The 20,540-nt window shown below is 70.1% G+C and carries 17 protein-coding genes, 1 pseudogene and 1 riboswitch; of the genes and pseudogenes, 6 read left to right on the top strand and 12 right to left on the bottom strand.

The window, feature by feature from the left end:
• Positions 1–196: 196 nt before the first annotated feature.
• Positions 197–628: a response regulator gene (locus tag MKL01_RS13665; RefSeq protein ID WP_313901462.1), complete on the bottom strand. Its 432-nt coding sequence runs from the start codon at positions 626–628 to the stop codon at positions 197–199.
• 106 nt (positions 629–734) lie between these two features.
• Here MKL01_RS13665 and MKL01_RS13660 point away from each other — a divergent pair, with 106 nt between their 5' ends.
• The gene (locus tag MKL01_RS13660; RefSeq protein ID WP_243905760.1) at positions 735–992 is read left to right on the top strand and encodes a hypothetical protein; all 258 of its coding nucleotides are present in this window, start codon (positions 735–737) and stop codon (positions 990–992) included.
• Positions 993–1,146: 154 nt separating this feature from the next.
• On the opposite strand, the pseudogene MKL01_RS13655 reads toward MKL01_RS13660, so the two are convergent.
• A pseudogene (locus MKL01_RS13655) lies at positions 1,147–1,842 on the bottom strand (TonB-dependent receptor); the annotation flags it as partial.
• Positions 1,843–1,960: 118 nt separating this feature from the next.
• Positions 1,961–2,130: riboswitch (cobalamin riboswitch) on the bottom strand.
• Between the two features lie 106 nt (positions 2,131–2,236).
• Here MKL01_RS13655 and MKL01_RS13650 point away from each other — a divergent pair.
• Positions 2,237–3,889 carry an ISL3 family transposase gene (locus tag MKL01_RS13650; protein WP_243905759.1) on the top strand — a complete coding sequence of 551 codons (1,653 nt, stop codon included), beginning with the start codon at positions 2,237–2,239 and terminating at the stop codon, positions 3,887–3,889.
• A 58-nt stretch (positions 3,890–3,947) separates the two neighbouring features.
• Here the strand turns inward: MKL01_RS13650 and MKL01_RS13645 are convergent, their stop codons facing one another.
• From MKL01_RS13645 to cpaB, 7 genes are read right to left on the bottom strand one after another with little or no spacing between them, the layout of a single operon-like run.
• Positions 3,948–4,925 (bottom strand): type II secretion system F family protein, encoded by a 978-nt coding sequence (locus MKL01_RS13645; RefSeq protein WP_243905758.1) that lies wholly within the window; start codon positions 4,923–4,925, stop codon positions 3,948–3,950.
• 32 nt (positions 4,926–4,957) lie between these two features.
• Positions 4,958–5,950, bottom strand: a complete 993-nt coding sequence (locus MKL01_RS13640) for a type II secretion system F family protein (RefSeq protein WP_243905757.1) — start codon at positions 5,948–5,950, stop codon at positions 4,958–4,960.
• 15 nt (positions 5,951–5,965) lie between these two features.
• Positions 5,966–7,408 carry a CpaF family protein gene (locus MKL01_RS13635; protein WP_243905756.1) on the bottom strand — a complete coding sequence of 481 codons (1,443 nt, stop codon included), beginning with the start codon at positions 7,406–7,408 and terminating at the stop codon, positions 5,966–5,968.
• Between the two features lie 30 nt (positions 7,409–7,438).
• On the bottom strand, positions 7,439–8,698 hold the full coding sequence (locus tag MKL01_RS13630) for a CpaE family protein (protein ID WP_243905755.1): 1,260 nt from the start codon (positions 8,696–8,698) through the stop codon (positions 7,439–7,441).
• Positions 8,699–8,754: 56 nt separating this feature from the next.
• Entirely contained in the window at positions 8,755–9,495 is a 741-nt protein-coding gene (locus tag MKL01_RS13625) for a CpaD family pilus assembly protein (RefSeq protein ID WP_243905754.1), read from the bottom strand.
• Between the two features lie 17 nt (positions 9,496–9,512).
• Positions 9,513–11,054, bottom strand: a complete 1,542-nt coding sequence (locus tag MKL01_RS13620; protein WP_243905753.1) for a type II and III secretion system protein family protein — start codon at positions 11,052–11,054, stop codon at positions 9,513–9,515.
• 5 nt (positions 11,055–11,059) lie between these two features.
• On the bottom strand, positions 11,060–11,875 hold the full coding sequence (gene cpaB / locus MKL01_RS13615) for a Flp pilus assembly protein CpaB (RefSeq protein ID WP_243905752.1): 816 nt from the start codon (positions 11,873–11,875) through the stop codon (positions 11,060–11,062).
• A 254-nt stretch (positions 11,876–12,129) separates the two neighbouring features.
• On the opposite strand from cpaB, the gene MKL01_RS13610 reads away from it, so the two are divergent.
• Positions 12,130–13,374, top strand: coding sequence for an ABC transporter substrate-binding protein (locus MKL01_RS13610; RefSeq protein WP_243905751.1), 1,245 nt, complete (start codon positions 12,130–12,132; stop codon positions 13,372–13,374).
• A 291-nt stretch (positions 13,375–13,665) separates the two neighbouring features.
• Here MKL01_RS13610 and MKL01_RS13605 read toward each other — a convergent pair whose 3' ends face one another.
• The 3 genes from MKL01_RS13605 to MKL01_RS13595 all read right to left on the bottom strand — a co-directional run bounded on the left by MKL01_RS13605 (position 13,666) and on the right by MKL01_RS13595 (position 16,172).
• Complete coding sequence (locus MKL01_RS13605) at positions 13,666–13,929, bottom strand: type II toxin-antitoxin system RelB/DinJ family antitoxin (RefSeq protein WP_243905750.1); 264 nt, start codon at positions 13,927–13,929, stop codon at positions 13,666–13,668.
• Between the two features lie 82 nt (positions 13,930–14,011).
• Positions 14,012–15,175 (bottom strand): iron-containing alcohol dehydrogenase, encoded by a 1,164-nt coding sequence (locus tag MKL01_RS13600; RefSeq protein ID WP_243905749.1) that lies wholly within the window; start codon positions 15,173–15,175, stop codon positions 14,012–14,014.
• Between the two features lie 88 nt (positions 15,176–15,263).
• Complete coding sequence (locus tag MKL01_RS13595) at positions 15,264–16,172, bottom strand: LysR family transcriptional regulator (RefSeq protein WP_243905748.1); 909 nt, start codon at positions 16,170–16,172, stop codon at positions 15,264–15,266.
• 113 nt (positions 16,173–16,285) lie between these two features.
• Here MKL01_RS13595 and MKL01_RS13590 point away from each other — a divergent pair, with 113 nt between their 5' ends.
• The 3 genes from MKL01_RS13590 to MKL01_RS13580 all read left to right on the top strand — a co-directional run bounded on the left by MKL01_RS13590 (position 16,286) and on the right by MKL01_RS13580 (position 20,156).
• Positions 16,286–17,782, top strand: coding sequence for a CoA-acylating methylmalonate-semialdehyde dehydrogenase (locus tag MKL01_RS13590; RefSeq protein ID WP_243905747.1), 1,497 nt, complete (start codon positions 16,286–16,288; stop codon positions 17,780–17,782).
• 170 nt (positions 17,783–17,952) lie between these two features.
• Entirely contained in the window at positions 17,953–19,098 is a 1,146-nt protein-coding gene (locus MKL01_RS13585; RefSeq protein ID WP_243905746.1) for an acyl-CoA dehydrogenase family protein, read from the top strand.
• Positions 19,095–20,156, top strand: coding sequence for an enoyl-CoA hydratase/isomerase family protein (locus MKL01_RS13580; protein ID WP_243905745.1), 1,062 nt, complete (start codon positions 19,095–19,097; stop codon positions 20,154–20,156). Before MKL01_RS13585 ends, MKL01_RS13580 begins: the two co-directional genes overlap by 4 nt.
• Positions 20,157–20,540 lie beyond the last annotated feature (384 nt).

Genomic DNA, 20,540 nt, shown 5'->3' with positions numbered 1-20,540 from the left:
TTAATCTTCTCATGGCCCGGCGTGCCGTCGCGGCCTGAGCGAAGGTTTGACGAACGGATCCCGTCGCTCTGAGCCCGGATATCCGACGCATCGGAATTGCTGGGCTGCTTTGACGTTCGCAAAACGCGATCTCGTCCCAGTTGCCAGCCATGGGTGAGGCAGGACGGCGCCAGCGGCCGACCCGCCGCGGACGTGGCTAGTCGGGATGGCTTGGCGATGTCCGACGAAGTTGTGGCGGGTGTTTCTCGGCAGGCATCGTCTTGCGGACGTGGTGGTGGACGACTTCGGCGCTGAACGGCTTGGCGATAAACGTCGCGCCCTCGGGTAGATCGTCGGGGCCGGGCTTTGCTTCCCCAGATGCGACGACGATGGCCACGTGCGGAAAGCGCTCGGCTGTCCGACGCGCCAGCGCGAACCCGTCCAGGTCGCCCGGCATGTGCACGTCGGTAAACAGCAGTTGGATATCGCGGTGGTGCTGATCCAGCATGGCGAGAGCGTCGGCGACGTTCATCGCCTCGAACACCCGAAATCCTGCGTCCTCCAGGATCTGGATAGCATCCATCAGGATCAGGGTGTCATCGTCGACGACGAGCGCGCAGGGCGGATCCGAGGTGAGCTGATCAGACACGCTGGCGATTCCAAGCCTAGGATGGTGGGTCGTTCGCAGGGACCGCTGCGGAACGGGATGTCGGCGCATTACGTTTCAGTGCACGATTTGATCCCGGAGTTTCGACATGCGCACGCTGACCGCCGTTTCCATCCTCGCCCTGACGGCCTTGGCCGGCATCGGACAGGCCGAGGCCAAGGGCTGCCTGAAGGGCGCTGTCGTCGGCGGTCTCGCCGGCCATATGGTCGGCCATGGCGTGGCAGGTGCCGCCGCCGGCTGTGCGGTCGGTCATCACCGCGCTAACCGGGCGACGACCACAGACGGGACTGTGCCCACGTCCGCCGGTACCGCCACTACCTCGACCGCCAGCGGCCGATCATACTGATCGCTACGGTTCAAGCTTCGTTTCGAAAGGCTCCGGTCTATGACCGGAGCCTTTTTCTTGTCCGGCAAGCAGACCTATTGTCAAAATCGTCAGGAACGTCAGGCGATGCTGCTATTATCGGGCACGGGGCTGAGGGCGAGGCCGCCGCGCCGCGCGGCGTGACCGGCGTCGCGACCGCCCGGAAGTGCTGGATCGACACCGAGTAGTCGAACCCGTCCTGCGCCCCGCTGATGCGGCCGAACTGGTTGAAGGTGCCGAACGAGCCGCCCTCGGTCCGCAGGGTGACCCGCGACGGTCCCTCGCCCCGTTTGGTCGTGAAGGAGATCACGCCGCCGATGGCGTCGCTGCCGTATAGGCCGGTCTGTGGCCCGCGCAGGACCTCGATACGCGAGAGGTCGTCGGTCAGCAGCTGGCCGAAGTCGAACGAGCCGTTCGGGTTCGAGGGGTCTGTGGCGTCGATGCCGTCGATCAGGACCTTGGTCTGGTTCGAGTTCGCGCCGCGGATGAACACCGAGGTCTGGCCGCCGGGCCCGCCGGTCTGCACTACGTTGTGGCCGGGCACCTGTTGCAGGGCGTCCGGCACGGTGCGCCGCTGCTGCTCCTCAAGCACCTTGTCGGTCAGGACAGTGACGCTCGATCCCGTAGCGGCGATGGGCGTCGGCAGCCCGGTGGCCGAAACCGAGATCTCGGCGAGGCTGACGGCAGCTTCGGCCGCAGCCGCTTGTGTGGGAGCGTCCGCGAAGGGTGCGGCGACCTGCTGGGCCAGGGCCGGCGATACGGACACGATCGCGCTGCCGATACAGGACGAGCGAAGCGCACGCCGGAGCGTGACGGAGAGGAAGCGGGACACGGGACGGCCTCGGGGGACGGCTGTGGCACGTCACCGCGAACGAGGCCTCGGCGGTCGCGTCCTCAAGGGAACCACGACGCCGCGACACCTCCCAGGACACCCCGCCCGGCAAGCTCCGCGTGTGACCACGGCTGACGGCAGGTCTCCTGGCTCGCGGGTCGCCGCCCTCTCATCGTCTTCCCGGGCGAGGCCGCCCAGTGACGTGGTGATGAAGGGCTCACCGCTTACAGTTGCGGGGGCAGCCGCGGGTCGCTTCCTCGACATCGATCCGTCCTCCAGGCTCAAAGCCATACCAAAGGGCGGACCACTCTCGTGGTTCTCCGTCGGGTTTGGTGGAAAGTTAGCGTGACGGTTGGCCCGTAGCGAAGGTCGTCGTCAGGACGCAGATCAGGGCATGACCCTGCTTTGCCCACTGCCCGCCTGTCGCTTCGTTCGTGTCGTACGGGACGGCCCCGGGGCCCTCACCGTTCTCGCCCAAGCTCGGCACGATCATGCCCGCTGCCCGACGTGTCGGACCCTCAGCACGTCGGTCCATAGCCGCTACCATCGACGGCCCACCGACCTGCCGGTCAGCGGCAATGCGGTCCGGCTGCAACTGGCGGTCCGGCGCTTCTACTGCCGCGACCCGGCCTGCCCCCGCCACACCTTCGCCGAGCGCTTCCCGCATCTGCTCGCCCGCCATGCCCAGCGCACCCGGCGGCTCGTCCAGGCCCAGGCTCGAACCGGTCTCGCACTCGGCGGCCAGCCTGCCGCCCGGCTGCTCGCGCAATTGGCCATGCCGACCAGCGCTACGACGCTGTTGCGGACAATCCGGAGCGTGCCGCTGCCGGCTGTCGACCGGCCGCAGGTCGTCGGCGTCGACGACTGGGCACTGTGCAAGGGTCGAACCTACGGAACCATCGTGGTCGACCTCGAACGTCATCGTCCCATCGATCTACTGCCCGACCGCTCCGCCGAGACCTGGGCCGCTTGGCTCCGTCGCGAGCCCCAGATCCAGCTCGTGGCGCGCGACCGCTCGACCGAGTACGCGCGCGGCACCACCCTGGGCGCGCCCGAGGCCGTGCAGGTCGCCGACCGCTGGCACCTGCTGCTCAACACCCGCCAGATGATCGAGCGCTGGCTCGCCCGCGTCCACCCACGTCTGAAGCTGTTACCTCCGGTCGGGACACTGATCCCTTCGACCCGGCGCACCAAAGCCTACCCCCGAGCCCCCGCCGAGGCGCTCGCCCGCGCCGCCGCGGTCGAGCGATGGGAGGTGCGCTACGACGATGTCCGTCGCCGCCGCGCGGCCGGGCAGTCGCTTAGGCAGATCAACCGCGAGACCGGCTTGGCCCGTGCCACGGTGCGCAAGTACGCCTTCGCCGAGCGCTTCCCGCGCCATGGCTGGCGCGGGCCGGGGCGCAGCATCCTCGATCCTCATCTCGATCACCTGCACACCCGCCACCGTGAGGGCTGCGAGAACGCTATGCAGCTCTGGCGTGAGCTTCGCCGGCTCGGCTTTCCCGGCACAGCGAAGCAGGTCCGGCGCTGGTTGTCCGAGCGGCGTACGCGACCGGCCAAGACCACGATCCGGCGCCTGCAGGTGCCGTCGGTTGGAGCGCCGACCGCGCCGACATCATCCCCGCCACTACCCTCACCGAAGCAGTTGTCGTGGCATCTCCTGCGCGAGCCAGAGGATCTCGATGCCGACGCCGCCGCTGCGGTCGTGCGTGTGCTGCAGGATGACGAGGCCGCCCGGGTCGTCGATCTCGGCCGCCGGTTCTGCCGGATCGTTCGCAGAGGCTGCGGCGGCGCGCAGGCCGAGCCTGGCATCATCCCCGCCTTCGATGCTTGGCTGGCCGACGCCCAGGTCTGCGGCGTGCGGGTGGTCGAGAGATTTGCCGTCAGCCTCGATCAGGACGGGGCTGCCGTTCGCGCCGGCCTTCGCCTGCCTTGGAGCAGCGGGCAGGACGAGGGACAGGTCAACCGCCTCAAGCTGCTCAAGCGCTCCATGTACGGCCGAGCCAAGCTTGACCTGCTGCGTCGCCGCTTCCTCCTTGAAGCATGATCCACCAAACCCGACGGAGAGCCACTCTCGTGGGGGCGGATCACCTTTGCGCGGGCCGTCACTGCGTCCGCATGATCTGGATGACGGCCGGGGTGATGATGACGACGAACAGCACCGGCAGGAAGAACAGGATCATCGGGACGGTGAGCTTGGGCGGAAGGCCCGCCGCCTTCTTCTCCGCCTCGTTCATGCGATGGTCGCGGCTCTCCTGGCTCAGCACCCGGAGCGCCTGGCCGATCGGCGTGCCGTAGCGCTCGGCCTGGCTCAGGGCGGTGGCCACGGCCTTCACGGGGTCCAGCCCGGTCCGCAGCACGAGGTTCTCGTAGGCCTGCCGCCGGTCCGGCAGGAACGACATCTCGGCGGTCATGAGGGCGAGTTCCTCGGCCAGGACCACCGAGGAGGTGGCGATCTCGGTGCTCACCTTCCGGAAGGCATGCTCGATCGCCATGCCGGATTCCACGCAGATCAGCGTGAGGTCGAGGGCGTCCGGCCAGGCTTTCCGGATCTCCGTCTGCCGCTTCTTGGCGGCGTTCACCAGGAACAGCTCCGGGGCCTTGATGCCCCCGTAGGCCGCCCCGATCACCAGCCCCAACCGGACGAGGTAGGAAGTGTCGATTGCCTCCAGCACGAACAGGTAGAACAGGGCGGCGATCACCGTGGCGGTCGGGACGACGAGGCGGAAGAACAGGAACGCCGTCTCCGCCCCCTGGCCGCGATAGCCCGCCATCATCAGCTTGCGCTTGGCCGTGTCGGTGCCCAGCCAGCGGTGCAGCTGATACCGCTCGACGATGGACTTCATGTAGGCCTTCGGCGCCACGCGCAGCGTGGCTTGGTTCGGGCCGCGCCCGCCCTGCGCCCGCTCGCGCCGCCGGATCTGCTCGCGCTCGTCGCTGACGACCTTCATCCGCTTGGCGAGCTTGTCGGTCTCGAAGAAGGGCTGAGCCACTGCGAAGGCGGTCGCCGCCGCCGCCACGGAGGTCAGCAGTATCCCCATGAAGCGGGGATCGAACAGCTTCGCCGCGATGGCATCGATCATGGGGCGGGATCCGGAAACACGCGCGGCGAGCCTCAGAACTCGAAGGCGATCATCTTCTTGATGGTGAAGACGCCGATCGACATCCAGATCGCCGCCACCACCAGGGCGATCTTGCCGGTGTCCGTCGTCCAGAGCAGCGAGATGTAGTCGGGGCTGGTCAGGGTGGTGATGCCCGCCACGCCGAAGGGCAGGCAGGCGATGATCGAGGCCGAGGCCTTGGCCTCCATGCTCATCGCCTGAACCTTGCCGCGCATCTTGGCGCGGTCGCGCAGCACCACGGAGAGGTTGTTCAGCGCCTCCGACAGGTTGCCGCCGGATTGCTGCTGGATGTTGATCACGATGGCGAAGAAGTTCACCTCGGCGGTCGGCACCCGCTCGAACATGCGCGAGACCGCCTCGCCGAGCGAGAGGCCCATCGCCTGCGTCTCGACCACGGTCTTGAACTCGCTGCGCACCGGCTCGTCGGCCTCGCGCGAGACCATGCGGAAGCAATCCCCCACGGGGATGCCGGTGCGGATGCCGCGCACCACCACGTCGACGGCGTTCGGCAGTTCCTTGTTGAACTTCGCGATGCGCCGGAGCCGCAGATGGCGCAGCAGCCACGTCGGCAGGCCGAAGCCCCCCGCGAAGGCCGCCCCGAGACCCGCGATCGGGCTGTCGGTGATCAGGAAGAGCAGCAGCCCGAGGACCCCGGCGCTGACGCCGGACAGGATGTAGAAGGTCTTCTTGGTCCAGTCGAGGCCGGCCCGGGCGAGCTTCAGCTCGACGGTGGCCTTCGACGCACCCTTGGCCTTGGCCTCGATCTCGCTCAGCGTCTTGGCGACCTGCTCGCGCCGGTTGATCGCGACGCCGCGGATCGCCGCCCCGGAGGCGGAGACGCCGATCGCCTTCAGGCGCTTGCTGGCCCGGCGCTCGTCGCCGAGCAGGGGCAGGACCGCCACGTAGGCCACGGCCGCCACGGCGATGCCGATGAGGCCCGCCGCGATCGGCAGGTTGGAGGCGGTGGCGGCGGCCAGGTCCGGCATGGGTCGGGTCCGCGCTCAGGTCCGGTCGACGACTTCGGCGGCGTCGAGCGCCTCGCCGAGGCGGCGTTCCAGGCCGTAGTAGCGGGCGCGCTCCCAGAATTTCGGCCGGCCGATGCCGGTGGACCGGTGGCGCCCGATCAGCTTGCCGTTCGCGTCCTCGCCGACGATGTCGTAGAGGAACACGTCCTGCGTGGTGATGACGTCGCCCTCCATGCCGAGCACCTCGGTGACGTGGGTGATCCGCCGCGAGCCGTCGCGCAGGCGGGTCGCCTGGATCACCACGTCGATCGAGCCGCAGATCATCTCGCGCAGGGTCTTCGACGGCAGCGTGAAGCCGCCCATCGAGATCATCGACTCGATGCGCGACAGGCACTCGCGCGGGCTGTTGGCGTGGAGCGTGCCCATCGAGCCGTCGTGGCCGGTGTTCATCGCCTGGAGCAGGTCGAACGCCTCGGGTCCGCGGACCTCGCCGACGATGATCCGCTCCGGCCGCATGCGCAGGCAGTTCTTGACGAGGTCGCGCATGGTGACCTGGCCCTGGCCCTCCATGTTGGGGGGGCGCGTCTCCAGGCGGACCACGTGGGGCTGCTGGAGCTGCAGCTCCGCCGCGTCCTCGCAGGTGATGACCCGCTCGTCGTGCTCGATGAAGGCGGTGAGGCAGTTCAGCAGGGTGGTCTTGCCGGAGCCGGTACCGCCGGAGATGACCACGTTGCAGCGCGACTGGCCGATGATCTTCAGGACCTCGGCGCCCTCCGGCGAGATCGCCCCGAAGCGCACGAGCTGCTCCAGGGTGAGCTTGTCCTTCTTGAACTTCCGGATGGTCAGTGCCGGGCCGTCGATGGCGAGCGGCGGCGCGATGACGTTGACGCGGGACCCGTCCGGCAGGCGCGCGTCGCAGATCGGCGAGGCGTCGTCGACGCGACGGCCGACCTGGCTGACGATCCGCTGGCAGATGTTCATCAGCTGCTGGTTGTCGCGGAAGCGGACGCTGGTCAGCTGGATCTTGCCGTTGACCTCGATGAAGGTCCGGTTGGCGCCGTTGACCATGATGTCGGCGATGTCGTCGCGGGCGAGCAGCGGCTCCAGCGGCCCGTAGCCGAGGACGTCGTTGCAGATGTCGTCGAGCAGTTCCTCCTGCTCGGCGATCGACAGGACGATGTTCTTGAGACCGATGATCTCCGTGACGATGTCGCGGATCTCCTCGCGGGCGGTCTCGCCGTCGAGGCGCGAGAGCTGCGTGAGGTCGATCGCCTCGATCAGGGCGCCGAAGATCAGGCTCTTGGTGCGGTAATAGTCCTCGGACCGCACGGTCTCGACGACGACCGGCGCAGCGGGCTCCGGCCGCTTGGGCGGGGCCACCGTCTCCCGGGGGGCGGGGACGGACGAGGCCGTGCTCCGCGCCTGCGGCACCGGCGGGGGCGCCGCCGACGGGGCGCCGGTCTGCCGCCTACCGAACATGGATCGGGTCCTGGGCGAAGCGCCGCCGCATCACGAGGCCTTCCGTCCGGGGAGCTTGGCGCTGGCCAGCTTGGCGAGCAACGGCTCCAGCAGGCTCGGGCGCCCGCGCCGCGCCTCCGGCCGGCCGAGGGTCGCGGCCGCGAGGTCGTTGAACAGGTCCGCCACCTTCGAGCCGGACTGGATCTCGGCGATCATCTGGCCGTTGTTGGCGGCGGTGCCGAACAGGGTCGGCTCGAACGGGATCGTGAGCGCGATCGGAGCCTCGAGGGCCTTGGAGAACTCGGCCGCGCCGATCTCGGGGCGCTTCGGCACGCCGACGCCGTTGAGCAGGATCCGGGGCGCCTGGTCGTTCGGGCGCCCGTGCTTGAGGGCGCCGAGCAGGTTCTTGGCGTTGCGCAGGCAGGCGAGGTCGGGACCCGCCACGATCAGGATCTCGTCGGCCGCCGTGAGGACGCGCTTCGTCCAGGCGTTCCACTGGTGCGGGACATCGAGCACCACGCAGGGCACGCTCGCCCGCATGTACTCGATCAGCGCGTCGAAGGCCGGCTCGGACAGGTCGATGGTCCGGTCGAGGCTCGCCGGCGCCGAGAGCAGGCTGAGGTTGTCGCTGCACTTCGACAGCAGCCGCTCGACCAGCGCCGAATCGAGGCGCTCGGGGGCGAACACCGCCTCGGCGATGCCCTGCGGCGGGTCCTGGTTGAAGTTGAGCGAGGCGGTGCCGAAGGCGATGTCGAGATCGGCGATCACCGTCTGGACACCCTGGTCCCGGGCCACCGACCAGGCGAAGTTGTGCGCCACTGTGGAGGCGCCGATGCCGCCCTTGACGCCGTAGACCGCCACCGTGCGGCCCACCGGCTTCACGCCCGGCGCCGTGTACAGGTCGGAGATCGCCGCGATCAGGGTCAGCGGCTCCACCGGCGCCATCAGGTAGTCGGAAACCCCCCGGTGGATCAGCTGGCGGTAGAGGGCGACGTCGTTGAGGTGGCCGATCACCAGAACGCGGGTGCCCTCGTCGCAGAACTCGGCCAGGACATCGAGGCATTCGATCGGCTTGGAGCGCGATCCCTGCGTTTCGATGACGATGACGTTGGGGGTCGGCGCGTGCCGGTAGGCCTCGATCGCCGCGGCGCCGCCGCCCATCCGGACCTTGACCTGCGCCTTCTGCATGCGCCGGTCCAGGGCGGCGCCCTCGATCATCGCGGCGGTCTCGCCGGTCTCGCAGAACGCCTGGATGGTGATCCGGGGCACCGGGGCGATCGTGCGCTCGCTCGTCTCGGACAGGTCTGCCATGACGGCGCTTTCAGGTTGGCGTTCGGGTTACGGCGTCGGGGTTGGACGAGGCAGTTCTATTGGCCGACCTGAGACTTGACGGCGGTCTGCCCATCTTGCCGCCATGTGGTTGACGGATCCTTGCCATCCCGCAACTGACCGATGTCGCGAACCCGCTTGACGGTGTCGATCCGGCCCTCGGGCCGGCCGCGCACCAGATCGACCGGGTCGGCCACCTGGGCGGCCACCGTGGACTGCATGGCGCAGCCCAGGTTCCAGCTCGGCCGGTTGCTGTAGTCGAACTGGAAGCTGGAGGTCCCGAGATCCTGCGGCCACAGCCCGCACTGGTCGGCGACCTTGGCCTGCATGCGCTGGAAGCTCAGCCGGATCGGCGCGGCGAGGGTCGGCGCGCTCGCCGCGTAGCCGGTCACCGCGATCTCGCGGGCGCCGACGCCGCTCTGACCGCCGAGGCGGCTCAGCGCCGCCGCCGTCCGCGCGACGGCCTGCGCCACGGCCGGGGGCACGCCCTGGGGCACTTCCATCAGCAGGATGCCGCGGCCGTAGCGGCGATATTCCAGCATGAAGGCGTCGATGTCGGCGGTCTGGCGCGGATCGAGATGGCCGATGCCCGTGGGGAACACGTCGAGGCTGCGGGTGCCGTCGGCCAGCACGATCGGGTGCCGGGCGCGGTAATCCGACACCGTGATGTCGCCGGTGGTGGCGGGGTCGGTCTTGCAGGCGGTCGCGAGGGCGCCGAGCGCGCAGGCGGCGAGCAGGCTGCCGAGGCGGGGCAGGGCGGGCGGGTGGCGTCGGGTCATGGATCCGGTCCTGAACCTTACTCGACGATGAAGCCGACGTGGCCGCGATAGCCGCGTCCGAGCGGGGCCGCGGCGGCGGGGGCGACACGGCCGTAGAGGCGGTTGATCTGGCCGAGCAGCACGGCCTGCCCGTCGGTCGAGTCGACGAAGTTGTCGTCGGGCCGGCTCACCTGCTTCGGCTCCATGACCCGGGCGATGTAGGGGGTGCACATGATCATCAGCTCGGTCTCCTGGCGCTGGTAGTCCCGGGACCGGAACAGCGCGCCGAGGATCGGCAGGTTGATCAGGCCGGGCAGGCCGGAGATCGCCTGCTTGTTCACCTGCTGGATCAGGCCGGCGGTCATCATCACGCCGCCCGAGGGCAGCTCGACGGTGGTCTCGGAGCGGCGGACCCGCGTGCCCGGCACGGCGACCGAGTTGTTGCCGAGCACGTAGTTGAAGCTGTTCTGCGGATCGATCTCGGTCACGTCGGTGGCGACGCGGATCGAGATGCGGTTGTCGGCCAGCACCACCGGGGTGAACGACAGGGCGACGCCGTAGGGCTTGTAGGTGATCCCGGGGGTGCACGATCCGATGGTGCACGAGGCGGAGGAGGGGACGGGGAACTCGCCGCCGGCCAGGAACTTCGCGGCCTCGCCGGAGATCGCGGTGAGCGTCGGCTCGGCCAGGATGCGCGAGACGCCCGCCTGCTCGAAGGCCTTCAGGGTGGCCTGAAGCGAGAAGCCGGCCCCCTTCACGGAAGCCTGGAGCTGGTTGCCGGTGGGGAAGTTCGTGTTGATCGGGAACGGCAGGTTGTTGCTGATCGTGGGGGAGGTGATGGCGTCTCCGAGCGGGTTCAGCGCCGACCAGTTGCCGGTCATGTTGATCCCGAACTGCTTCAGGACGTTGCGCGACACCTCGACCACGGTGACGCGGAGCATCACCTGGTCCTTGTTGCGGATCGTCAGGTTGTTGATCACCGCGCCCCGCGCGCCGGCCGCGACGCCGCCGCTCGCCGCGCCCGCCGCCCCGGCCCCGCCGGTGCTTCCGAGCCCCACGAACGCGTTGGCGATGTCGATCGCCTGCTGGGCGTCGGCCGACGAATTCACCGACCCCGAGAGCAGCACCGAGGCCCCGGAGGAGCGCACGTCGAAGCGCCCGCCTGGGATGCTCTGGTTCAGCAGCTCGCGCAGGGTCCCGAGGTTGAGGTCGCGTGCCACCGTCACGTCCAGGGCGGCGATCTGGCGGCCCTCGGCGTCCATGATGAAGATCGAGGTCGCGCCGTCGGCCATGCCGATCACGAAGACCTTGCGGGTCGAGCGGACCACCGCGTTGGCCACCGCCGGGTTGGCGACGAAGACCTCCTTGGCGTCCCGCGGGAGATCGACGATCACGGAGCGGCCGGCGGTCAGCTCGACCCGGCGGGTCGAGGCGGCCTCCGCGGAGCCGACCGTCAGCATCGGCGCCGGGCCGAGCGTCGACCGTTCCTGAGCGGGCGCAGGCGTGATCAGCGCGGCCATGAGGGCGAGGGCGCCGGCCGCGTGGCGGGCCCGGCGGGGGAGGGGCAGCGGAGCGGTCATGGCGATCACGGCGTCTGCTGCCGCACGACGCCGAAGCGCACGACGGTCAGGGCGGGGTCTGGCATCTGCGCCTGGGGCGCGTCGGCCTGCGGCGGTGCGTCGGGCGACTGCCCAGCGTCGGAGAGGCTGCGCAGCGCCAGCGACAGGGCACCCACCTTGTTGGCGAGCGCCAGGGTCTCGGCCTGGGCGGGCGTGACCGCCAGCGTCGCGGTCTCGCCGGTGACGACGTTGGTGCCGTTCTTCTCCTGGATCAGCTGACCGATCGCCAGGACGCGGATGTCGGTCAGGATCGTCTGGGAGAGTTGGACCTCGGTGTTGCTGGCCCGCGAACGGGCCTCGTCGCGGACGATGCGGATCACGTCGACGCGGTCGTTGGGCAGGATGAAGCCGCCCGCCGAGTTCGTCCCGCGGCTGTCGGTGATGATGGCGACGGCGCGCATCCCGGCCGGCAGGATCGCCGCCATGAAGCCGCTCTCGGGCCGCACCAGCTTCTGCGCACGGATCGGCTCGCCCGCCAGGAAGCCCGAGCGGACGGCGGCGCCGGCGGTCTCGTCGAGGGCCTTCGGATTGAGCTTGCGGGACATGTAGCCCGGCGACAGGGCGCCATCCGGCCACGGCTGCCAGCGCAGGTCCGCGGCCCGCAGCACCTGGCCCATGGGCATGTCGGTGGCGGCCACGAGCACGTCGGTCATCGGCACCGGCGGCGCCTCGGCCTTCGGCGGCGGGGGCGGCGCAGGCGGGTCGCCGCCGCTCATCAGGAAGGCCGCCCCGCTGCCCGCCGCGAGGGCGATGCCGAGGACGGCGAGACGGGCTGGTTTCATCGCCTGAACACGCGCGGGAGGCGGCTGAATTGCCGCCCATGACCCGAACCTGCCCGCGGATTCGTGTAATTATGGTTAAGCCATTATAACTTCCCCGGCGCGACTGCTTGAAAGCGGGCCCCTGTCCGGCGACCCGTCACAACGGGCGCGATCCTTCAGCATCCGGGCGCGCCTCGCCGTGGCCTGGCACGTCCGCGTGACCTATTCTGCCTCTCGAGCCGCCTGAGAAGCGGTCTGGTAAGCCGGGGAGCGACATGATCAGGACATTCGGCGGTGCGGTATTGGCGGCGGCCCTCGCCGGGACGTCGGTCGGCGCCGCCCCGGCCCTGGCGCAGGGCGGCGGCGCGGGGGCGTTCTCCGGGAACGCGGTGCGCATCGGCATCCTCAACGACCAGTCCGGCCTCTACGCCGAGTACGGCGGCCAGGGCTCGGTCGAGGCCGCCCGCATGGCCGTGGAGGACATGGGCGGGAAGATCGGCAGCGTGCCGATCGAGGTCCTGACGGCCGACCACCAGAACAAGCCCGACATCGCCTCGGCGATCGCCCGGCAATGGTACGACCGCGACGGCGTCGACGCGATCATGGAGCTGACCACCTCCTCGGTGGCGCTGGCGGTCCAGGGCCTGTCCAAGGAGAAGAAGAAGATCACCATCACCACGGGGGCGGCGACCAGCGACCTCACCGGCAAGGCCTGCACGCCCTACGGCTACCATTGGGCCTTCGACACGCGGGCGCTGGCGGTGGGCACCGGCGGCGCGCTGACCCGGGCGGGCGGCAATACGTGGTTCTTCCTCACCGCCGACTACGCCTTCGGCTCGGCGCTGGAGGCCGACACCAGCCGGGTGGTGACCGCCAACGGCGGCAAGGTGGTGGGCAGCGTCCGGCACCCGCTGTCGAACCAGGATTTCTCCTCGTTCCTGCTCCAGGCGCAGGGCTCGAAGGCCAAGGTGATCGGGCTCGCCAATGCCGGGCTCGACACCTCGAACGCGATCAAGCAGGCGGCCGAGTACGGCATCGTCGAGGGCGGCCAGAAGCTCGCGGCGCTGCTGTTCACCCTGTCGGAGGTGCACGGCCTCGGCCTCAAGGTGGCGCAGGGGCTGACCCTCACCGAGGGCTGGTACTGGGACGCCAACGACGAGACGCGCGCCTTCGGCCAGCGCTACATGAAGCGCACCGGCCGGATGCCCAACATGATCCAGGCGGGCACCTACTCGGCGGTCCTGTCCTACCTGAAGGCCGTGAAGGCGGCCGGCACCGACGAGACCGACGCGGTCAACGCCAAACTCAAGGCGCTGCCGGTGGACGACGTCTTCGCCCATGGCGGCGTCGTGCAGCCCGACGGCCTCATGGTGCACGACATGTACCTGTTCGAGGTCAAGAAGCCCGCCGAGTCGAAGGGCGAATGGGACCTCTACAAGCTGATCTCGACCATCCCCGGCAAGGAGGCCTTCGCGTCGCCGACCGAGAGCGGCTGCCCGCTGACCGCGGCGGCGAAGTAGGGCCGCGGGACTATCCGAAGACTTCGCTGTGCGCGCCGTACCAGGTGTCGAGGCTACGCTCGGATCAGGCGGTGGCGCACAGCGGCGCGGAGAGGCCCGTTCAACAGCGTCGATCCAACTCTCATCCTCATCCTGAGGTGCCGGCGCGCAGCGGAGGCCTCGAAGGAGCCCTCTAGATGTCTCGCGATCCCTGGAGCCCTCCTTCGAGGCCCGCTGACGCGGGCACCTCAGGATGAGGCTGAGGGTTTGATATCCGTTCGCCTGAAGTCCCGATCGAACTGGGTCGACCGTTCACTCGTCCGCATGCAGGTCGGCCATCAGGGCGTCGACGTCGGCGACGCGTTTGCCTTGCCCGGCATCGAGTTCCGCGAGGGCTGCGCGCGCCGTCGCGTTCGGCACCTTCACGGCGAACGGAAGGCGCTGCTCATCCGCGATCTGAACCATCAGGAGCCGGATCGGGTCCGAGATCGAGAGGCCCATCGATTCGTGGGCCTCGGCCAAACGGTCCTTCGCGGCAGCGTCGATGCGGGCGCGAACAACCGTCTCGCTCGCCATGGCTTTCAGCTCCTGTCGTGACCGCAACGTCGCTACGCGCGGCGCGGATTGCCAGTCTCCGCAGCCCTGGCTTCCCCCGGGCTCACCCCGCCCAGACCCGCCGATACAGCGCCACGATCTCGTCGGCGCTGGGCTCCACCGGGTTGTTGGCCGGGGAACCGGAGGCGAGCGCCTGGGCCGCCATGGTGGGGAGCAGCGCCTCCCAGCGGGCCGGGTCGATCCCGTATTCCCGGGGGCCGGGCACGTCGAGGTCGTCGTTGAGCGCTTCGAGTTCCTTCACCAGGGCCGAGACCGCCGAGCGGTCGTCGCTGTCCGGGGCGGCGATCTTCATGGCGCGGGCGCAGGCGGCGTAGCGGTCGATGGCGGCGGGGGCCGAGAAGGCCGTGACCACGGGCAGCAGCATCGCGTTCGACAGCCCATGGGCGACGTGGAAATGCGCGCCGATCGGTCGGCTCATGCCGTGGACCAGGGCGACCGAGGAATTGGAGAACGCGATGCCGGCCTGGGTGGCGCCGAGCATCATCGCCTCGCGGGCCGCCCGGTCGCCCGGATCGGTCCAGACCCGCCGCAGGCTCGGGGCCAGCAGCGTCATCGCCTGCAGTGCCAGCCCGTCCGAGAACAGGTTCGACTTGCGCGAGACATAGGCCTCGATGGCGTGGGTCAGGGCGTCGATGCCGGTGTCGGCGGTGAGCCGCTTGGGCTTCGTGAGCGTCAGCTCGTAGTCGACGAGCGCCGCCACCGGCAGGTAGGCCAGCCCGATGCACAGCATCTTCTCGTCGGAGGTCTCATCCGTGACGATGGTGAAGCGGGTCGCCTCCGAGCCGGTGCCGGCGGTGGTGGGGATCGCCACGATCGGCAGGCCGGGCGCGTCCTGCTGGCGGGGCGCCTTGTAGTCGCGCATGTGGCCGCCGTGGCGGGCGAGGACCGCCACGGCCTTGGCCGTGTCCATCGGGCTGCCGCCGCCGAAGCCGACCACGCAGTCGAAGTCGCCGGCCTGGAGGGCGGCGAGCGCCGCCTCCACCGACGCCACGGTCGGGTCCGGCACGGTCTCGGAGAAGATCGTCGCGCGGGTCCCCGCGCTGGACAGGCGCTCGAGCAGCGTCTCGGTCCGGCCGCTGCTGACCAGGTAGGGATCGGTGACCACGAACGGCCGCGACAGGCCGAGCTGGCCAAGAACCTCCGGCAGCAGCCGCGAGGCGCCGGCGCCGATGCGCATCAGCCGGGGCAGGGCGATCGAGGCGACCATCGTTTGATCCTCACACCCGGCTCGTGTCCTGACCTGCCGGAGGCGGCCGATCTTAGGGCGCCGCCGGATCCTGCGAAACCGCCGTCGCTTACACCGCCGGCCCGGCGAACAGCGCGCCCGCCGCCTCGACCTCGCCGGCGATGAAGCCCGCCACCGCGCGGATATGGGCGGCCTTCCGGTGGTCCTCGTGGATGTGCATGTGGAACGAGCGCGTCAGCGAGACCGCCCCGGGCAGCACCGGCACCAAGCCCGGATGGGCCGCCGCGATGAAGGCCGGCAGGACGCAGAGGCCCGCGCCGCCGAGGGTGGCATGGACCTGGGCGAGGAGGTTGGTGGAGCGCAGACGCGCCGTCACCGCGGGGCCGAGGGCGCCGAGATAATTCAGCTCGCGCGCGAACAGCATGTCCTCGATATAGCCGACGAAGGGATGGTCCGAGAGGGCCGCGATGTCGGTGATCGGCGGGGCCGCCGCGACATAGGACGCGGCCGCGTAGACGAACAGCCGGTAGTCGGTGAGCTGGCGCGCCACCACCCGGGCCTGCTGCGGGCCGGACAGGCCGATGACGATGTCGGCCTCGCGCTTGGACAGGCTGAAGATCCGGGCGGTCGCCATGATCTCGACCTCCAGGCCCGGATGGCGCGCCGTGAGGCGATGCATCCGCGGTGCGAGGAAGACGCTGCCGAACCCGTCCGGCGCGCCGATCCGCACGGTGCCGGAGACCGTCTGGGCCGCCTCCGTGGCGGCGCTCGCCGACAGGAAGGCGCTCTCCATGGTCTCGGCCACGCTCAGGAGATTCGCGCCGTCCTCGGTCAGCGCGTAGCCGAGGTTGCTCCGGTGGAACAGGCGGGCGCCCAGCCCCTCTTCCAGGCCGCGGATGCGGCGCCCGACCGTGGTGTGCTCGGTGCCGGTCCGCGCCGCGGCAGCGCTCAGGGTGCCGGTGCGCGCCACCGCCAGGAAGAACCGGAGATCGTCCCAGTTGGGCCCGGTCTTGGCCATGGCCGCACTCCCGCTGTGCATCGATGCACAACGGCTGTAAGCGCATCCGGCTTTATCGCTCAAGCGATCCTGTTAGGTTGGGCCAAAATCGAACCCACCACAGGGAGGCGCGCATGCGCACGATCGGGCATTACATCGGCGGCCGGAACGTCGGCGGCGAGAGCGGGCGGTTCGCCGACGTGTTCCACCCCTCGACCGGCGAGGTCCAGGCCAAGGTCGCGCTGGCCAGCAAGGCCGAGATGCGCGCCGCGGTCGAGAACGCCGCGGCGGCGCAGCCGGCCTGGGCGGCCACCAACCCGCAGAAGCGCGCCCGGGTGATGATGCGCTTCCTCGAGCTGATCCGCGCCGAGAACGATTCGCTCGCCGAGCTGCTCGCCTCCGAGCACGGCAAGACCGTGCCGGACGCCAAGGGCGACATCCAGCGCGGCGTCGAGGTGGTGGAGTTCGCCTGCGGCATCCCGCACCTGCTCAAGGGCGAGTACACGGAAGGCGCCGGCCCCGGCATCGACGTCTACTCTCTGCGCCAGCCGCTCGGCGTGGTCGCCGGCATCACGCCGTTCAACTTCCCGGCCATGATCCCGCTGTGGAAATGCGCCCCGGCGATCGCCTGCGGCAACGCCTTCATCCTGAAGCCGTCCGAGCGCGACCCGAGCGTGCCGATCCGCATCGCCGAGATCTTCCTGGAGGCCGGGCTGCCGCCGGGGATCCTGAACGTCGTCAACGGCGACAAGGAAGCCGTGGACGCGATCCTGGACGACGAGGACATCAGGGCGGTGGGCTTCGTCGGCTCCTCGCACATCGCCGAGTACATCTACGTGCGCTCCGCCCAGACGGGGAAGCGCGCCCAGTGCTTCGGCGGCGCCAAGAACCACATGATCATCATGCCCGACGCCGACATGGGCCAGGCGGTCGACGCGCTGATCGGCGCCGGCTACGGCTCGGCCGGCGAGCGCTGCATGGCGATCTCGGTGGCGGTGCCGGTGGGCGAGCAGACCGCCGACCGGCTGATGGAGCGGCTGATCCCCCGGGTCGAGTCCCTCAAGATCGGCCCGTCGCACGACGGCTCGGCCGATTACGGCCCGCTGGTCACGGCGGAAGCGGTGCGGAAGGTCGCGGGCTACATCGACAAGGGCGTCGCCGAGGGCGCGACGCTCGCGGTGGACGGCCGCGGCTTCAAGCTCCAGGGCTACGAGAACGGCTTCTACATGGGCGGCTCGCTGTTCGACCGCGTGACCCCCGACATGACGATCTACAAGGAGGAGATCTTCGGGCCGGTGCTCTCGGTGGTGCGGGCGCAGAACTACGAGGAGGCGCTGGCGCTGCCCTCGACCCACCAGTACGGCAACGGCGTCGCGATCTTCACCCAGGACGGCGACGCGGCCCGGGACTTCACCGCCCGGGTCAACGTCGGCATGGTCGGCGTCAACGTGCCGATCCCGGTCCCGATCGCCTACCACACCTTCGGCGGCTGGAAGCGCTCGGGCTTCGGCGACCTGAACCAGCACGGGCCGGACTCGATCCGGTTCTACACCAAGACCAAGACCGTGACGCAGCGCTGGCCGAGCGGCATCAAGAGCGGGGCGGAGTTCTCCATCCCGACGATGCGGTAGCGCCGCCCGTCTCTCCTCCCCCTTGTGGGGGGAGCCGGAGGTGGGGATGGTGCAGGATCAAGCGCAGCGGTGCCGTCTGCACCACCCCCACCCCTGACCCCTCCCCACAAGGGGGAGGGGAAGTGCCTGCTCTTCCGGGCGCGCCTGTTCTGACCTTTGGAGCCACGCCCATGCGTTTCGGGCTCGACGAGGACCGGACCGCGATCCGCGAGATGGCGCTCGGATTCGCGGCCGAGCACATCGCGCCGCACGCCCTTGACTGGGACCGGGACAAGACCTTTCCGGTGGAGACCCTGCGGGCGGCCGCGGCGCTCGGCATGGCCGGCATCTACGTCCGCGAGGATGTCGGGGGCTCCGGCCTCTCGCGCCTCGACGCGACCCTGATCTTCGAGGCGCTGAGCACCGGCTGCCCGACGGTGGCGGCGTTCCTGTCGATCCACAACATGTGCGCCTGGATGATCGACGCCTACGGCGACGACACCCAGCGCCGGCGCTGGCTCCCGTCCCTGATGGGCCTGGAGACGATCGCCAGCTACTGCCTCACCGAGCCGGGCTCGGGCTCCGATGCCGCGGCCCTGCGCACCCGCGCCGCGCGGGACGGCGACGATTACGTGCTCACCGGCGAGAAGCAGTTCATCTCGGGCGCCGGCGCCAGCGACCTCTACGTCTGCATGGTCCGCACCGGCGAGGCCGGCCCGGCGGGCATCTCGGCGGTCGTCGTGGAGAAGGACACGCCCGGCCTCTCCTTCGGGGCCGAGGAACGCAAGATGGGCTGGAACGCCCAGCCGACCCGGGCCGTGCGCTTCGACGGCTGCCGGGTGCCGGTCGCCAACCGCCTGGGCGCCGAGGGCCAGGGCTTCCGGATCGCCATGAGCGGGCTCGACGGCGGACGCCTCAACATCGCCGCCTGCTCGCTGGGCGGTGCGCAGGCGGCCCTCGACAAGGCGCTGGCCTATATGGGCGACCGCCGCGCCTTCGGGGCGAAGCTCACCGACTTCCAGGCCCTGCAGTTCCGCCTCGCCGACATGGCGACCAGCCTGGAGGTGTCGCGCACCTTCCTGCGCCACGCCGCCGCCGCGCTCGACGCCAAGGATCCGGCCGCCACGCAGCTCTGCGCCATGGCCAAGCGCCACGTGACGGATGCCGCTTTCGAGGTGGCCAACCAGGCGCTCCAGCTCCACGGCGGCTACGGCTACCTCGCCGAGTACGGCGTCGAGAAGATCGTCCGGGACCTGCGGGTGCATCAGATCCTCGAAGGCACCAACGAGATCATGCGGGTGATCATCGCCCGCGGGCTGACCGGGGGACGCCGATGAGCGACGTCATCGTCGAGCGCGTCGGCGCCCTCGGGCGCCTGCGCCTCGACCGGCCGAAGGCCCTGAATGCCGTGACGCACGGCATGGTGGGGGCGATCGACCGGGCGCTGGACCGGTTCTCCGCCGATCCCGGAATCGTCGCGGTGCTGCTCACCGGCGAGGGCGAGCGCGGTCTCTGCGCCGGCGGCGACCTGCGCGGCCTGTACGAGAGCGCGGGGACCGCCTTCGCCGAGGCGTTCTGGCGGGACGAGTACCGGCTGGATGCCCGCATCGCGGCCTACGACAAGCCGTTCGTGGCGGTGATGGACGGCATCACCATGGGCGGCGGCGTCGGGCTCGCGGGACACGCCGCTCACCGGATCGTCACCGAGCGCTCCCGGGTCGCCATGCCGGAGACCGGCATCGGCTACCTGCCGGATGTCGGCGGCACCTGGCTGCTGCCCCGGGCGCCGGGCGAGATCGGCACCTATCTGGGCCTGACCGGCGCGCCGGTGGCCGCCGCCGACGCGATATCGTGCGGATTTGCCGATGCGATGGTGCCGTCCGCAGCGCTGCCCGGCCTCGTCGAGGCCCTCTCGGCGCTGGCGCCGGATGCCGGGGACGACGGCGTGCGCGACGTGATCGCGCGCGTTGCCCGGGATCCCGGCCCGGCGCCCCTGGCGGAGCACCGGGCGGTGATCGACCGCTGCTTCGCCTTCGACATGGTCGATGAGATTCTGTCGGCCCTCGCGGCGGACGGCTCGGCCTTCGCGGCGGCGACCCACGAGACGCTGCTGGCCAAGTCGCCGTCGAGCCTTGTCCTGACACTCTGCCTCCTGCGCCGCGGCCGGGGCGCGCCCAACCTGGAAGCCTGCCTGGAGCGCGAGTTCCACGCCTCGCTGGCGCTGCTGGCGGAGGGCGACTTCCGCGAGGGCATCCGCGCCGCGGTGATCGACAAGGACAAGACCCCGCGCTGGAACCCGCCGACCCTCGAGGCGGTCGATCCGGCCCGGATCGCCCGGTGGCTGGAGAAACGGGCGGAGCCGGTCTTTTCGAAGGCACGGACGGGGGTGGTGTGATGAAGCTGCGCCTTGTCCCACCCGCGCCCTCCCTCCCCCCTCTGCGGGGGAGGGCGCGTGGGGGGGCTAGTCGGGCCCCGGGAAGAGGGGACGGGTCGGAAAGGCGATCAACACCAAGGGCGGAATGGGATGGCACAGACCATCGGGTTCATCGGTCCCGGCAACATGGGCGGCCCGATCGCCGCCAACCTAGATCGGAGGAGCGTCGTGTGGGGAGAGAGGTCTGAGACCGGGGGGAGGCGCGGGGTCGGCATTGATGCGAATGCGCTCGATCCGGCTGCCGTATGGCCCCTTGCAGTCGAAGCCAATCCTTAGCGCAGATAGACGCGCCGGCTTGACGATCGCCGAGGTCGGGATGGGCAACGAGACGCCCGCTTCCCGACA

The sequence above is a fragment of the Methylobacterium sp. J-070 genome (assembly GCF_022829385.1).
GTDB lineage: Bacteria > Pseudomonadota > Alphaproteobacteria > Rhizobiales > Beijerinckiaceae > Methylobacterium.
The sequence above is the reverse complement of the archived record's forward strand: the minus strand, read 5'-3'. Positions and strand labels throughout refer to the sequence as shown.